This is a genomic window from Saccharopolyspora sp. NPDC000359 (assembly GCF_040300525.1).
Taxonomy (GTDB): domain Bacteria; phylum Actinomycetota; class Actinomycetes; order Mycobacteriales; family Pseudonocardiaceae; genus Saccharopolyspora.
In genome coordinates this window covers 102,861-117,566 of sequence record NZ_JBEPDU010000010.1, presented here as the reverse complement: position 1 = coordinate 117,566, position 14,706 = coordinate 102,861, and the positions used below count along the sequence as shown (strand labels likewise).

Here is a 14,706-nt window from a genome sequence, read left to right as displayed (position 1 = left end):
TGTGCTCGCGGAGCTGCTCCGTGAGTACGAGAACGCTGCTCTGGTACTGGACGATGCTCGGCGTTCGCCCGTCCGGCGGCCAGGGGACCTGAAGGATTGCGAGCTCACCGGGCAAATCGCCGACGAGATCGGCAACGCGCTCCGTAACCCCACGCTCATCGACGGCTATGGACGTGCGGATGCGGCGGAGAAGTACCGGTTGCTGGCCGATCTAGCTTCCCTGGTGGAGAAGTACCCGACCGAGCAGTTCCCCGTGCGGTTGCGCGCCCTGGCAGTGCGGTTCCGATTCCTGGTGTGGACCCTGCCGTTCCGGCTCCCCGACACGGGCATGGGAGCTGAGTTGTTCCAGGACCCCTCGGATGTCCTCCAGCAGAAACTCGACCGGTCTGATGCGTTGGAGCGGGCGCGCAACGCCAGGCAGGAGTGGTTGGTGTGCCTCGCCGCAGCCGACAACGACCCGTGGTTGTCGGACCTGCGCGCACACGCCCTGAAGAAGTTCGATGAGGAACACCTCTGGCTGACGGAACAGTGGCCGAAGCGACGGGGATCCGGGCCGTTGTCGCTCCACTCCACGGACCCCGGCGCCCCCGGATTCAAAGCTGATCACCGGGAGGTCGCTGGCCGAGTCGTCGAGCTGCACTGGTTGCCGATCAGTGACGTCCGCTCGGCGGCCCGCGCTTTCGGTCCGGGGCGTCTACTGGTCCAGCTCATCCCGTGGGTACCGGTTGGGTGCGCGCTGGTCGCAGCGGCGGCACTGTTCTGGCCGGATGTGGACGGGGAACGGTGGGTAGTCGGCTTGCTCCTGAGCGGTCTGCTCATCGGCGCGCTGTTGCTGCCGTCTGGCTGGGACGCGCTGCTGCTGTTGCGGCTTCCCGCGACGGTGGCTGCTGGCACTGCGGCTGTGCTGGCCCTGACGCCGAGGTGGTGGGCGTCGCCGAACGGGTGGAAGTCGGCGGTTGTCGTCGCCGCCGCGGCGCTGCTCTACCTGGTGCTGGAATCCCGATTGCACAATGAGCAACGGTGGCCAGCGGTGCGCCGTGGGTTCCTGGTCGGGATCACCGGGCTCTCGTACAGCTTCCTGATCAGCTTCGTGGTGCTGGGCTTCGTCGCTCCAGCGGTCGCTGAACACGGCGAGTGCTTGAGCGGTCTGTGGAACCAACCCGCGTGGCAGCCCCGGCACCTGACCCCCGAGTGCACAAAAGCACTCGGCATGTGGCCAGATACGCAGGTGAGCGGTGAAGCAGCGGCACCAGCGGGAGCGTTGCTGGTCCTGACCGGGTGGTCGTTCGCCATCGGGACCGCGCTCCAGTTGCTGTGGGACGACCAGCCGGTGACCGCACCGCTTGGTCGGCTCCATCGTCGAGGAGGATCGTCGTGACCAAGTGGACCACGTTCGAGCTGCAGGTCGTCACACCGCTGTTCAGCGGCGACGACCAGACGAGCCCGGAGTCGCTCATCCGCGTACCGTCGATTCGTGGCGCGCTCCGGTACTGGTTCCGTGCGGTCGCCACAGGTCACGGCGTCGAAGACCTGTCCACATTGGCCAAGCAGGAGTCAGAGGTCTTCGGCGACACGCACAATCCCTCGCCGATCCGGATGCGGGTGAGCCGTCAGCCCCCAGTCAAGGGCAAGCGCCAACCAGGCTGGACCAATTTGCGCGGTGGTCGGGGAAACGGCCTGCGCTACCTGCTTGGTCAAGGACTCTGGAAGAATGGAACGGGACTGCTCCGGCCTTTCGTCGCACCGGGCGGGAAGTTCGATCTGGGGGTCCGCCTGTCCGACGATGAGCAGGTCAACAGTCGATTCCTGCTCGCGATGTGGGCTTGGTTGAACTACGGCGGACTCGGTTCCCGTGTCCGACGCGGATTCGGCCAGCTGCAGTGCGTCAAGGTCGCGAACCTGACGGGAGATCCGCTGATCAAGGCTATGGCCGAACAGCGTGACTGGAACGTTCTCGGTGAAGTTGCCATCCCTTCCGAGCTGCGGGATGAGCATCGAACCGGGTGGTCGACATGGCTGCGGGAGGCGGCGGCCCGCAGTGACGCGATGCCTGAACGCCCCATGCTTGCTCCGAAGTGGTGGGGTGGCGTCCTGCTCGAGGAGCGCTGCCAGACCTGGGCGGAGGCGTTGGACCTGGCCGGGCAGATGTGGCGTGACTTTCGCTTGGGGCCAAAGAACAAATCAGCAAGAGTGCCAGCGGTGTGCACGCCAGAATGGGCGGACTTCTTCAACAAGAAGCGCAACGACTATCCGATCGGGGCACTCGGGTTGCCTGTCGGGTACTACGCGAAGGGTGGCGGTCGAGTCCGCAGCGGAACGGTATCTGCTGAGGACGAAGGTGGGGAACAGCTTCGGCGTGCATCACCGGTGTGGCTGCGGCCGGTGCGGCTCCCGACGAGTGAGTGGGGCATCTTCACGCACATCTTCTACGCCCGGCTGTTGCCCAAGAACGCCAGGCTGGTGGGCAAAGGTGTTGCGGGGAACCACCAACTCGACCTGCCCTCTGTCGAGTTGGCCGAGTCGCAGTGGGATCACTGGCTGGATGGTGAACGCCGATTGGACAGCTAGAAGACTGAGGCAACCGAAGGGGGAGGACTCCAGTGCCAGCCGCGATCACGATCACACTCGAGGCGTCTGAGCGCATCCGGGCTTACCCGGCCAGGTTGCACGGGGCGTTGTGCAAGATGCTGGAAGATCCTGACGGGGACCACCGGCGACAGCACAAGCCGTTCGCCGCAGGCCCGTTGCAGGTGAACGAGGACGGCGCGCGCTGGCGCGTCGGTTGGCTCGGGCAGGGAGCACCGGCCAGGCTGCCTGAGAGCATCCGGTTCGGCGACGTGACGTGCGCGGTCCGAGGAGTGCAGCTCGAGAGCCTGGGGTATGCGGAACTGGCCCAGGCGAAACCTGCCCGGCATGCGCAGTTCGAGACGCTCAGTCCGCTGTACTTCTCCCGGGACGGACGCGACCACCCGCTGCCGGATCCGTCGTCGATCGTGAGGAGCCTCGCGCAGCGCTGGAACGCGCATGCCCCTGCCGAGTTCACCATCCCCGATGACGTCTTCCGCGCGCTTTCGGGCCGGGTCATCCTCCACGAGATGGACGGAAGAACCATCCGCACGCCGGTGTCGGTGACCATGAAGCAGATCGGGTTCTCCGGGACGTTCCGCATCGGGCTGACCAGAACGGCCGACCAGGCGACGACCACCCTGTTCGCCGCACTCATGCAGTACGCGACGATGTCCGGAATCGGAGCCCAAACGACATACGGCTTCGGCGCAGTGGAGCTGACCGAAATCGCTCCTTGACGTCCGCCTCCCCATCGACTCGGATCCGGCGCTCACCTCCTGCGAGCACCCCGGTGGAAGCTTGCCCCTGAGGAACCGCTCGCAACGCTATTTGCCCAGGTCAAGGGGGTCGGACTGATCCATTCTCGCCGCAACGACCCAAGATGTCGATCTCCGTTGCACAGGCGCTCGAAACCGGCTACAGTCCCGCAGGTCAGCGGCCCTCTCGGAAGACAGCGGTCGCCACAACCTCGCCCGCCCACGGGCATAGAAACACGAAGGTGACGGGGGACTGCGTGCGGTTGATCATCGAACGTCGCCACAACCTCGCCCGCCCACGGGCATAGAAACCTGGAGATCGAGGTGCACCGCCAGCAGGAAGCCGCTGACGCGTCGCCACAACCTCGCCCGCCCACGGGCATAGAAACCCGAAGTAGATGTCGCTGTCGTCGTCGATCAACTCGACGAAGTCGCCACAACCTCGCCCGCCCACGGGCATAGAAACTTCGCTTCTGCGGTCTGCTTGGCGCCCGGCCCCTCTTCGTCGCCACAACCTCGCCCGCCAACGGGCATAGAAACCCGAGAGGAGGTCGATGCCGGGGCCGACGGGGTGGGGTCGCCACAACCTCGCCCGCCCGCGGGAATAGGAACCCGACGCGCACCGCGCTGTGGTCGGAGCAGGTCTTGGTGTGCACGCGGCTCAGGGCGGTGACGAGCACGACAAGGATGGCGTCCAGGGGCAACACGGAGGTCAGTGGGGCAGTCCGCAAGCCGCGACACCTGCTCCGGCGTGGACGACACACCCGACCAGCCCGGTCGGAGAGCGACCTTCGCCAAGGTGGCCGTGGTCAACGGGCTCAGGTGAACGCCCTCTGCTCCATCGCCAACGGCTGGCTTGGATTCCGCACTGCCCCGCAGCTCAGGTGCTGAAGGGCAGTGCGGTGGCTGCCGCAGTCCTTAGTGGTCTGGGTGCTGAACGACTGTTGCGAGGGCTTCTTCGAGGGTTGTGGGGCCGGTGAGAATTGGGCCTGCTCCGGGTTCCACTCCGAGTCTGCCCGCGTTGAAGCTGTCGTACATGTCGGTGAGGAGGCGGGCTGCGTCGGGGCTGCAGCCCGAGATGCCGGTCATCTGGTCGTGCCATTCCTCGCGGGGAACCTCGACCGCCGTGACCGGTCGGTTGAGCAGGGTGGCCAGCACCTCGGCGATGTTGTTGGGGGTGTACTCGCGCGGGGCGGAGATGAACCTGGTTCGCGGGGCGTCCGGTGGGTCGGTGAGGGCGTCGGCGATCGCCGCGCCGACGTCGACCGCCGAGACCATGCGGTGCTGGCGGTCGAGGGGGACCAGGAAGCTGGGGACGACGCCGTGCTCGCGGGCGGGGTGGAGCGCGTAGCGGAAGTTCTCCATGAACAAGGGGCAGCGCACGACCGTGACCGGCAAACCCGTTGCTCGCAGGGCCACTTCGAACGCCCGCGTGGTGAGGATCAACCCGGTGCCCTCCGGGAGCTCCGAGCCTTCCGCGGACAGGGCCACGACGCGCGGTGGCCTGGCGATCTCCAGGGCGCGGACGATCTTGGCGATCTGCTGGTCGTAGGTGGCCAGGACGTCCGCGGAGTCGTAGTACGTCGGCAGCATGACGAACGCGCTGTCCACATCGGTCCAGGCCTTGACCAGCGTCTCGACGTCGTCGATGTCCGCGACCGCCAGTTCGCAGCCCCGTTCCTCGAGATCTCGGGCGCGGCTGGTGTCGCGGACCAGCGCGCGCACCGGGAGGCCCCGCCTGCGCAGCTCGGCCGCCACCTGTCCGCCGACCAGACCGGTCGCTCCGAGCAGTGCGTGCATTCCATCGTCCTCTCGATGTCGACCGGACCGGCCGACGTGGTCGTGTCCGAAGGGGGTTCCGCGCGTCGGCGCAGGCTCAGCCGTCCAGCGCGGCGAGGACCTCGGCGTAGGTCGGCGCGGTGGAGGCCACCTGCTCGCCCGCCTCCGAGTGCTCCGTGATGGCCTGGATCCGCTCGTACACCTCGGTGGTGTCGATGGTCCTGGTCAGCATGCTCACGTAGCGGCGGGCGGCCAGGCCCAGCTCGGGGTCGTGCTCCTCCGCGTCGATCATCATGAACGGGTTCGGCGGCAGGTCCACCAGCAGCTCCTGCCACGACTCGCCCTTGACCGCAGCGCGCCACAGCGACGTGCGGGCCACGTCCTGGGCCACCACGTCGTCGAACCAGGGGCGGACGAACTCCACCTGCTCCTGCGTGGTGCGCACGTTGAGCTCGGCCAGGTCGTCGCCCGCCGCGGTGAAGGTCTCGGCGAGCCGCACCGCGTGGGCCAGGACCGAGGCCAGGCCGCGGCCGAACGTCGGGTCCGCCAGGCACACCCGGTCACCGATCGGGAAGTAGCCCTTCGGGGCGTCGGACTTGAGGGTGCGCAGCACGTTGCGCAGCCCCGGCATCGGGACCACCTCGCTGATCGGCGTGGCGATGCCGTCGGCGAACCACGGCTCGAACCTGTCGAACAGCGCCACCACCCGGTCGAAGGCCTCCGGATCCCGCAGCTTCTTCAGCGCGTCGTCCTCCGGCAGGCGGCCGATGTCGATGGCGAACACCCCGCAGTCGTGGGCGAACAGCGCCGCGCCGTAGCCGAGCCCGTCGACGACGGTGACCGAACCGTGCTGCAGCGGCGGCCGCTGCGCGCCCTCACGCAGCGCGTAGAAGCGGCTGTTGTAGACCTTGCCGCACTCGGCTTCCGACAGCGTCTCCAGGTACTGCTGGCCGACCTTGGAACGCCCACCCGTGGCGTCGATGATGGCGTCGAAGTTCACCACTCCCGAGGGAGTGCGCACTCCGGTCAGCACACCGTCCACCGGCTCGGCGAGCTGCGCAGACACCTCCGAGTGGATCTTGACCCGGTCCTCCTTGGCCAGCGCCCGGTGCAGCGCCCACTCCAGCGTGTTGCGCCGGGCCGCCATCATCACCAAGTCCTCGTCACCGGGTTCGGCCGGCCCTCCGATCCCGCCGAACGGCAGCTCGTCCACGCCGTGGTCGTGCATGTCCTGCAGCACGTCGGGCAGGTTCTCCCGCAGCAGGCGGCGGAACAGGCCCAGGTAAACGTGCGGGTGGTGGGACTGCGGTGCGCCCGGGCGCGACCAGCCCTGCACGTCGGCCAGGTCGGCGGGTGGGGGAGCGTCGCGCTCGAAGACTTCCACCTCGTACCCGCGGCGGGCGAGCAGGATCGCGCTGCTCAACCCGCCGACACCGCCACCGACGATCCCGATGCGTGCTGTAGCCATTGGTGCTCCTCGTGTGCTGTCCGGCCGTCCGGGTTGCGGTGCGCGGCCGGTGGGGAAGGGAACGCGGTTCGTGCGCGAGAGGTCAGGCGTCGACGGGGTTGTCCGCCGGATCCCACTCGACGCGCAAATGGCGCGGCCCGTGGAAGGACGCGTTGTGCAGGTAGCCGAAGTCCTGGCCCTCGACCAGCCGCATGTGCGGCAGCCGGCGGGTGAGTTCCTCGAGGATGATCCGCATCTCCAGCCGGGCCAGCGGGGCGCCGATGCAGGCGTGCGCGCCCATCCCGAAGGAGAGGTGGCGCTTGGCGTTCGGCCGGTGGATGTCGAGCTCCTGCGGGTTGTCGAAGACGGTCTCGTCGTGGTTGCCCGATCCGATCACCAGCAGCACGCGGCTGCCCGCGGGGATGGTGACGCCGTCGACCTCGACGTCCACCAATGCCTTGCGCCGCCAGCACAGCACCGAGGCGCGGAAGCGCAGGCACTCCTCGACCGCGTTCGGGATCAGCGCCGGGTCCGCGCACAGCTCCGCCCACGAATCCCGCTGGGTCAGCAGGAAGCGCAGCGCGTTCGCGGTGGCGTTGGTGGTCGTCTCGTGGGCGGCGACCAGGCCGCTCATCATCATGTTCTGCAGGTGGTTGTCGTCGACCAGCTCCGGGTCGTCGCGGTGCACGTCGATGGCGGTGGGCACCCAGCCCTGGCCGCCCTCGCGCTTGAGCCGGTCCACCAGCTGCCCGGACAGCCGCCACCACTGGCCGACCTGGTCGGCGATCTCGACCTGGTGCTCCTCGGTCGGCTTGCCCCAGGTGAACATGCCCATCTTGATGGTGTAGTGCCGGGCCCGGTCGATGTCCTCGTCCGGCACCCCGCACACCAGCAGGCCGACGATCGCCGGGACCTCCCACAGCAGGTCGTCGACGAGGTCGGCGCTGCCGCGGGTGGCGAACGCGTCGACGTAGCTGGTGACCAGCTCCCGGATGCGGGGTTCGAGCTTGGCCACCTCCTCGGCGGCCAGCGGCGGGGCGAGGCGCTTGCGGCGCCGCATGTGCACCGGTTCGTCCTCGTTGACCAGCACCGGGCCGGGTGCGAAGTCGTACTCGGCCAGCCGTGCGCGGGCCTTCTCGCCCAGCGGCGTGATCGGCTCCAGCGCGTTGGCGGCCGAGAACCGCTTGGTGTCGCGGAAGAACTCCTTGACGTCGCGGTAGCGGGTCACCACCCAGTGGTCCAGCTCCGGGCTGTAGAAGACCGGTTCCCGCTCGCGCGCCGCGGCGAGCACCGCGGCCGGGTTCTCCTGGTAGGCGTCCCCGAACGGGTCGAACTCCGCTGCTATCCGCGAGACTGGGCAGCCGGCGCTGGCACGGCTTGGATCCACGTGTAGCTCCTTGTCCCCAGGTGAAGAGATCCGGGTGGTCGAACGCGCCCGGAGGAGTCCGCGTGCTGGGGTCACGACCAGATCACGCGGCCCGTTCACCCTGCCGAGTGAACGGGCTGACTGTCAAGAACGGGATTGGAAGTTGTCTGGACCGCTGGAAGCGGTGATCTCCTTGTTGACTACCGCGAGAAGGCGCGCCTAGGCTCCTGGTTGTTGATGAGCCGCTGCGGGACTGATTCCAGCACCCGCGCCGACTGGTGTTCCGCTCTTTTGGGAATCACTTGCCGGTGATCGCGGAAAACATCGTTGCTGATGAGCAGTGGCAGACGATCACGCCTTTGACCTGGGAACATCGTGCTCTGCTCGCGTCGGTAACACTCCTTGTGAGGCTTTCTGGGGGTTTTACGTCCTATGTTGGTGGATCGGCGAAACTTGCTACTGGGCGGTTAAAGATGGATTAGTCCGTTCGGACGACGTGAAGGCGTGTGCGGTGCTGGTGCGCCGAGAGCGTCGGGCGTCGTCCCGGTCGTTGAAATGCGAACTGGTAATAGTGTGAATCGCGCGTGCCCGCAGCAATGGCGCGGATTCCAGTCCGCAGACGTGTCAAGGGGCGTGGCCACCGCGGTTCTTGACGTTGGGGAGTTGACACGCAGACAGGCCCGGGCGACCTGGCCGGAGGAGAGACTCAAGTGCGGGAACCGAACCAGCCGAGCGCTCCGGGGGCGCACGGCGACCGAATTCTGCCCAGCTTCGCCGAGGCGGTGGAGTACGCCGACCAGCAGGTGCGGGCGATCGCGCTGGACGACCTGCGCGCCGCGGGCGTGTACCGCACGCCCCTGGAGTACTACCTCGTCGGCACCTACCCGCCGTTGAAGTTCCTGCACGACATCGACGAGCACGAGGTGTTCCGGGACGTCACCAGCCGCCAGAACATCTACCTGCACATCCCGTTCTGCGAGCAGTACTGCACGTTCTGCCACTTCTACAAGGAGATCAACGCCGCCGACTCCTGGGTGGAGCGCTACGTGGGGGCGCTGCTGGACGACATCTCCGCGGTGCAGCAGCGGGTCTCGGCCGAGTCGCCGGAGGGACTCAACGCCTCGTCGATCTACTTCGGCGGCGGCACGCCCTCCTACCTGAAGGCACCGCAGATCACCCGGCTGTTCGAGCACCTGTGGAAGAACGTCCGCACCCGGCCGGACACCGAGATCACCTTCGAGCTGCACCCCGGGGTGGTGCGCCAGCCCGACTACGAGGACCGGCTGGACGCCATCGCCGCGGGCGGGGTCAACCGCTGGGTCTTCGGCATCCAGTCGATGGACGAGGACGTGCTGACCAAGCTCAACCGCGGGCACGGCCGGGCCGAGGTCTACCGGTTGCTGGAGCTGCTGGACCAGCGCGACATCCGCAACCTCAACGTCGACCTGATCTTCGGGCTGCCGCTGCAGGACCTGCGCAACTGGTACGACACGCTCACCGAGCTGATGGCCGCCGGGATCGAGAAGTTCAACATCTTCCCGCTGATGTTCAAGCGGTCCGACCCGATCACCCGCCAGTACATGCGCAATCCGGAGCTGTTCCCGGACGCCGCGGACCGGCTGCGCATGCACTACATGGCCGAGCACGTGCTCAGCGCCGCCGGGTTCGTGCGCGGACCGGTCTTCTACTACGCCAAGGGCAAGGTGCACTCCCAACAGCAGCAGAACAAGTTCGACTCCATCGAGGAGGAGAACCTGGTCGGGCTCGGGGTGAGCAGCTTCGGCTACGTCGGCGGCACCCAGTACTACAACGTCTGCGAGAACCAGCAGTATCTGGAGGCCATCGGCGCCGGCAAGGCCCCGGTGTGGCGGGGTTACACGCTGCCTGCGGAGGAGCGGGTGCGCCGCGCCGTCATGTTCGGCATCCGCTCCGGCGGCGTGGACTTCGACGAGCTGGAGAAGCGCTACGGCATCGACGCGGCCGAGCTGTTCGCCCCCGAGGTCGGCAGGCTGCGCGACCTCGGCCTGGTCACGGTGGACGGGGCGCGGATGAACCTGACCGACCTGGGCTGCACCTTCGTCGACGGCATCGGCTACCTGTTCGCCAGCGAGGAGGTCACCTCGCACGTCGCCGAGGCCAACGAGCTGATCGTCTCACCCTCGCAGGACCCGGTGGACCGCTACGACTACTCGCCGATCGGCCGGCTCGACCTGCCGGGCGGGATCGCCGACCGCTACCGGGACGGGGCCCGCTCATGACCGCGGTCAGCGCCCCGCCGATCGAGCAGTGGCAGGACGTCGTGCCGTACCTGCTGGCCGTCGACCAGGGCTGGCACAACCTGGCGACGGGCATGCCGCTGGAGCTGCCCGCGATGTCGGAGGCCGTGCGCGAGGCCTTCCGCGCCGCGGTGGCGGACCCGAGCTTCACCCGCCGCGTCACCCGGTACCACGGCGTGCACGGCGACGCCGACCTGCGCGAGCAGCTCGCGAGCCGCTACGCCGAGCGGTTCTCGCTGCCGTTGTCGGGGGCGAACGTGCTGATCACGCCGGGTGCGCAGGCCGCCTTCCACTACGTCTCGGAGTTGATGGCCGACCGGGGCCGCAAGGTCGTGCTGTTCGGGCCGGAGTACCCCGGGTACCTCACGCACCGCGACGTCGCCTACGACATGGTGCCGTCGGAGGTGGTGCGCGAGGGCGACGACGAGTTCCGCTACGTGCCGCCGCGCGGGGCGCTGAGCAGCGATGTCGGTGCGGTCGTGGTCTCGCGGCCGAGCAACCCCGCCGGGAACGTGATCTCGGACGAGGCGTTGGCCGAGCTGGCCCGGGAGTGCGCCGAAGTCGGTGCGCTGCTGGTGGTCGACAACGCTTACGCCCCGGTGGTCCCGGGGTTGGCCTTCCGCGAGCTCGGCATGCCCTGGGCCGACAACGTGGTCCTGGTGCAGAGCTTCTCGAAGGCAGCGCTGGCCGGGGAGCGGCTGGGCTTCGTGCTCGCCCCGGAACCGCTGATCGAGCTGTTCGGCGGGTTCCAGGCACAGGTCGCCACGTTCCCGCCGCAGCTGGTGCAGCTGGCCGTTCTGATCCTGCTGCGCGACGACCGGTTCCTCGACCTGTGCCACCGCGAGCTGCGCGAGAGCTACCGGCAGCGCCACCAGCTCATCCGCGAGGTTCTGGACGAGCGGATGCGGGTGCCGTTCTGGCTGCACGCCTCCGACGGCGGCCAGTTCCGCTGGCTGCACCTGCCGGAGCTCAGGACCTCCACCTCGGAGCTGTTCCACGAGCTGAAGGACCGCGGGGTGCTCATCGCCCCGTCCGCCCCGTTCTACCTGCCGCACCTGCACGGCGAGCCGCATGCGCGCCGGTCGGTGCGCATTGGGGTGACGGCCACGCACGCCGAGATCGAGCACGGGTTGGGGATCCTCGCGGAGGTGGTCAATGCCGGGCGGTGAGCGCAAGCGGGTCGTGGACCGCATCGTCGAGCACCTCGACGCTGCTGGTGTGCGGCACGTCTTCGGCGTGCACGGGGCCAACGTCGAGGATCTCTACGACGCGATCGCCCGCGGATCCGGGCGTGTGGCGGGCGTCGTCGGCAAGCACGAGTTCTCCGCCGGGGCGATGGCCGAGGGCTACCACCGGGCCAGCAACCGCCTCGCGGTGGTCGCGGCGACTTCCGGTGGTGGGGCGCTCAACCTCGTCCCGGCGCTCGGCGAGGCCTACGCGTCCGGGGTGCCGCTGCTCGCGCTGATCGGACAGCCGCCGTCGTCGCTGGAGGGACGCGGTGCGTTCCAGGACCAGAGCGGGCTCAACGGCTCGCTGAACGGTCCGGCGCTGTTCGCCGCGGTGTCGCGGTTCTGCGCTCGGGTGGACAAGCCGGACGAGATCGCCGACCTGCTGCCGCGCGCGATCCGCACCGCCGAACGCGAGCGGGGGCCTGCGGTCCTGCTCCTGCCGAAGGACGTCCAGCAGGCGTGGACCGAGGCGGAGCTGGTGGACCTGCCAGCGGAGGAGGACGAACCCGGCGAACTCGACGGGCGGGTCCTGCGGGCGCTGGAAGCAGCGCGCAGCAGCGGGCCGACGTTGGTCGTGGCGGGCTCGGGCGTGGTGCGCGCGGACGCGCGCGCGGAGCTGGCGAGCTTGGCCGCGAGCCTGGGCGCGTGGGTGGCGGTGGAACCGGACGCCAAGGACGTCTTCGACAACCACGACCCGCGGTTCGTCGGGGTCGCCGGGGCGAACGGGCACCCCAGCGTGCGGCACTGCCTGGACCGCGCGCGGACCCTCGTCCTGGTGGGAACCCGGTTTCCGCAGGTGGCGCGGGCGGGGCTGGAAGCTTCGCTGGCGGGCAAGGCGATCGTCTGCTTCGACCGGCACGCTCCCCACGTCGGTGACGAGGTGCCGCTGGAAACCGGTGAGCTGCGCGCGAGCCTGCGGTTGGCCGCGCAGCGGCTGCCCGGCCAGCCACCGGCGACCCCGCCGCACGACGGGCTGGACCACCTGCCGCACGAGCGGACCGAAGGCGACCGGATCGCCCTGCGCGAAGTCGTCGGGACGATCGCCGAGGCGGTGCCCGAGGACGCGGTCGTGGTCTCCGACGCGGGCAACACCGGGTGCGGCGTGCTGCACTTCCTCCCGGCGCCCGCCCGCGGCCGGTACCTGCTCGCGCTGGGCATGGGCGGCATGGGCTTCAGCTTCGGTGCCGGGCTCGGCGCGGCGTTCGCCACCGGGCGGCGCACCTTCGTGCTGGCCGGGGACGGCTCGTTCTACATGCACGGCATGGAGGTGCACACCGCGGTCGAGCACGACCTGCCGGTCACCTTCGTGATCTTCAACAACAACTCGCACGCGGCCTGCAAGTCGCGCGAGGAGCTGTTCTACGACGCCGACAACACCTACAACGCCTTCCGGCCCAGCGACATCGGCGCGGGGATCGCCGCGATGTTCCCGTCCATCCGGGCGCGGACCGTCCGCACCCTCGAGGAGCTGCGGGCCTTCCTGGCCGACAGCACCGCCACCACCGGTCCTTCGCTGGTGTCGATCGAGATGCGCTCCGACGAGATGCCGCCCTACCTGCCGTTCGTGCCGACCGAAGACTGAACCGAGAGGACATCGCCGAAGTGAGGGTTCCCGACGAAGAACTGGCCGCGATCCCGGGGCTGGCCCGCTGCGAGACCCAGTCCATGGCCGAGATCGTTGAGCAGGCGGTGAAGGCGACCAAGGACACCTACCCGCACGAGGAGGTCTACGGGGACTACTGCACCCTGCACACCTACGTCGACTGCCCGCCCCGCGACGTGTTCAACTACCTGGCCGACGTGCACAGCCAGGAGGAGTACACCTTCAGCGTGCGCGGCCTGGAACCGGTCGACGACACCGGGCTGCACGTGGGCTGGGACCGGGTGGACGAGATGACCCGGATCTTCGTGCGCATCGAGTCCAACCCGGACGCGATGACCATCGACTACCACGCCGCCTGGGACCAGGGCGAGGACCTGTGGATGATCTACCTTTTCCGCGTCCTGCCCGCCGAGCTGGTGCTCAGGAAGCCGGGGTCGGTGGTGATGATGACCAACTGCCACCACCCGTACTACGCGGAGAACCCCTACCCGGAGAAGTCGCCCGGCCCGGACCGTAGGTGGGTGGGCGAGCTGTGGCGGTACTTCAACGCCGGGCACCGCATCGAGATGGACAACGCCAAGGCCATCCTCGAACACCGGCACCGCAACGGCATCCCGATCGTGCCGGGGGTGGCGCGGTGAAGCCGGTCAGCCTCATCGACGTCGCCAGCTACGAGCCCCCGAACCAGGTGGGCCGCGAGTACTTCGAGCAGTACGCCCGGCCGGACGACCCGCTGCTGCGCAACCCGATGTTCCGGTCCCCGCGGTACCGCCGGTACGCCTCGCGGGAGCAGACCGGGGCCGACCTCATCGAGCAGGCCGCGCACGTGCTGGCCGACCGGCACGGCACCGACGTGCTCCGCGACATCGACGTCCTGATCACCTACAACGCCCTGCCGGACGTGCCCTTCCTGGGCTCCGGCGCGGAAGTGGCCCGGCGCATCGGGGCGCAGCCGGAGTCCATCGTGGACCTCCACAACGGACACTGCGTGGTGTTCCCGCACATGCTGGACCTGGCGCGCAAGATGCTCCAGGAGCAGGGGGCTCGCACGGCGCTGCTGTGCGTGTCGCAGAACGCGGGCAGGATCTTCACCCAGCCCGGCGTGCGGACCTCCGCACACGCGTCGGTGCCGGGGGACGGTTCGGCGGTGGCGCTGGTGGCGGCTTCGGCGGAGTCGCCGATCCTGGCCACGAAGGTGCAGCACCACCCGGAGTTCGCGCCGGACGTCAACATCACCCTCGCCGACGGCCGGTTGTACTGGGAGCCGGGCACCGCGGAGATGGACGTCGGGTTCGACAACACCAAGGCGCAGAACGTCATCGAGCGCGGCACCAAGATCGTGCCCGAGGTGGTCCGCGAGGTGCTCGGCCGCACCGGGCACGAGGTGGCCGACATCGACCTGCTGGTCACCAACCAGCCGAACCGGCTGCTGCTGCGGAACTGGTCGCGGGACCTGGGTCTGGACCCGGCCAAGCACTTCGACACCTTCGACTCCTACGGCAACCTCTTCGGCGCGGGCGTGCCGGTCAGCCTCGACCACGCGCTGCGGTCCGGCCGGGTCGCCCCCGGCTCGCTGGTGGTGCTCGCCGGGTTCGCCGGGGCGGGGGAGATGTCGGCGTGCGCCGCGATCAAGTGGCAGGACGGGCGGAGTTGAGCGCGCGCCGCGGGCGACCGGTGTCCGGG

Annotated in this window: 11 protein-coding genes and 1 CRISPR repeat array; of the genes, 8 read left to right on the top strand and 3 right to left on the bottom strand. The window is 68.8% G+C overall.

The annotated features are described in order from the left end of the window. Position 1 precedes the first annotated feature (1 nt). From ABT324_RS09580 to cas6, 3 genes are read left to right on the top strand one after another with little or no spacing between them, the layout of a single operon-like run. Complete coding sequence (locus ABT324_RS09580; protein ID WP_351174385.1) at positions 2-1,378, top strand: hypothetical protein; 1,377 nt, start codon at positions 2-4, stop codon at positions 1,376-1,378. Beyond that, a complete protein-coding gene (cmr1, locus tag ABT324_RS09575; protein WP_351174383.1) occupies positions 1,375-2,568 on the top strand; it encodes a type III-B CRISPR module RAMP protein Cmr1 in 1,194 nt (397 codons plus the stop codon). Before ABT324_RS09580 ends, cmr1 begins: the two co-directional genes overlap by 4 nt. A gap of 32 nt (positions 2,569-2,600) precedes the next feature. After that, the gene (cas6, locus tag ABT324_RS09570; RefSeq protein WP_351174381.1) at positions 2,601-3,305 is read left to right on the top strand and encodes a CRISPR system precrRNA processing endoribonuclease RAMP protein Cas6; all 705 of its coding nucleotides are present in this window, start codon (positions 2,601-2,603) and stop codon (positions 3,303-3,305) included. Positions 3,306-3,523: 218 nt separating this feature from the next. After that, a CRISPR array of direct repeats spans positions 3,524-3,935; the repeat unit is 36 nt; unit sequence GTCGCCACAACCTCGCCCGCCCACGGGCATAGAAAC. A 306-nt stretch (positions 3,936-4,241) separates the two neighbouring features. On the opposite strand, the gene ABT324_RS09565 is transcribed toward cas6, so the two are convergent. From ABT324_RS09565 to ABT324_RS09555, 3 genes are all read right to left on the bottom strand, one after another. Continuing rightward, positions 4,242-5,123 (bottom strand): NmrA family NAD(P)-binding protein, encoded by an 882-nt coding sequence (locus ABT324_RS09565; RefSeq protein ID WP_351174379.1) that lies wholly within the window; start codon positions 5,121-5,123, stop codon positions 4,242-4,244. Between the two features lie 76 nt (positions 5,124-5,199). Then, positions 5,200-6,570, bottom strand: a complete 1,371-nt coding sequence (locus ABT324_RS09560; protein WP_351174377.1) for an NAD(P)-binding protein — start codon at positions 6,568-6,570, stop codon at positions 5,200-5,202. A gap of 82 nt (positions 6,571-6,652) precedes the next feature. Then, positions 6,653-7,936 carry a cytochrome P450 gene (locus ABT324_RS09555; RefSeq protein WP_351174375.1) on the bottom strand — a complete coding sequence of 428 codons (1,284 nt, stop codon included), beginning with the start codon at positions 7,934-7,936 and terminating at the stop codon, positions 6,653-6,655. A gap of 689 nt (positions 7,937-8,625) precedes the next feature. Between ABT324_RS09555 and ABT324_RS09550 the strand changes: the two genes are divergently transcribed. From ABT324_RS09550 to ABT324_RS09530, 5 genes are read left to right on the top strand one after another with little or no spacing between them, the layout of a single operon-like run. Next, positions 8,626-10,173 (top strand): coproporphyrinogen-III oxidase family protein, encoded by a 1,548-nt coding sequence (locus ABT324_RS09550; RefSeq protein ID WP_351174373.1) that lies wholly within the window; start codon positions 8,626-8,628, stop codon positions 10,171-10,173. Continuing rightward, positions 10,170-11,360 (top strand): valine--pyruvate transaminase, encoded by a 1,191-nt coding sequence (locus ABT324_RS09545; protein WP_351174371.1) that lies wholly within the window; start codon positions 10,170-10,172, stop codon positions 11,358-11,360. The genes ABT324_RS09550 and ABT324_RS09545 overlap by 4 nt, the downstream gene beginning before the upstream one ends. After that, complete coding sequence (locus ABT324_RS09540) at positions 11,347-13,002, top strand: thiamine pyrophosphate-binding protein (protein WP_351174369.1); 1,656 nt, start codon at positions 11,347-11,349, stop codon at positions 13,000-13,002. Before ABT324_RS09545 ends, ABT324_RS09540 begins: the two co-directional genes overlap by 14 nt. 20 nt (positions 13,003-13,022) lie before the next feature. Beyond that, complete coding sequence (locus ABT324_RS09535) at positions 13,023-13,664, top strand: SRPBCC family protein (RefSeq protein ID WP_351174367.1); 642 nt, start codon at positions 13,023-13,025, stop codon at positions 13,662-13,664. Continuing rightward, positions 13,661-14,677: a 3-oxoacyl-ACP synthase III family protein gene (locus ABT324_RS09530; RefSeq protein ID WP_351174365.1), complete on the top strand. Its 1,017-nt coding sequence runs from the start codon at positions 13,661-13,663 to the stop codon at positions 14,675-14,677. Before ABT324_RS09535 ends, ABT324_RS09530 begins: the two co-directional genes overlap by 4 nt. Positions 14,678-14,706: the final 29 nt, after the last annotated feature.

Bases quoted from the DNA above. Each gene is read 5' to 3' on its own strand.
- ABT324_RS09565 (WP_351174379.1), bottom strand. From the start codon at position 5,123: ATGCACGCACTGCTCGGAGCGACCGGTCTGGTCGGCGGACAGGTGGCG.
- ABT324_RS09560 (WP_351174377.1), bottom strand. From the start codon at position 6,570: ATGGCTACAGCACGCATCGGGATCGTCGGTGGCGGTGTCGGCGGGTTG.
- ABT324_RS09545 (WP_351174371.1), top strand. From the start codon at position 10,170: ATGACCGCGGTCAGCGCCCCGCCGATCGAGCAGTGGCAGGACGTCGTG.
- ABT324_RS09540 (WP_351174369.1), top strand. From the start codon at position 11,347: ATGCCGGGCGGTGAGCGCAAGCGGGTCGTGGACCGCATCGTCGAGCAC.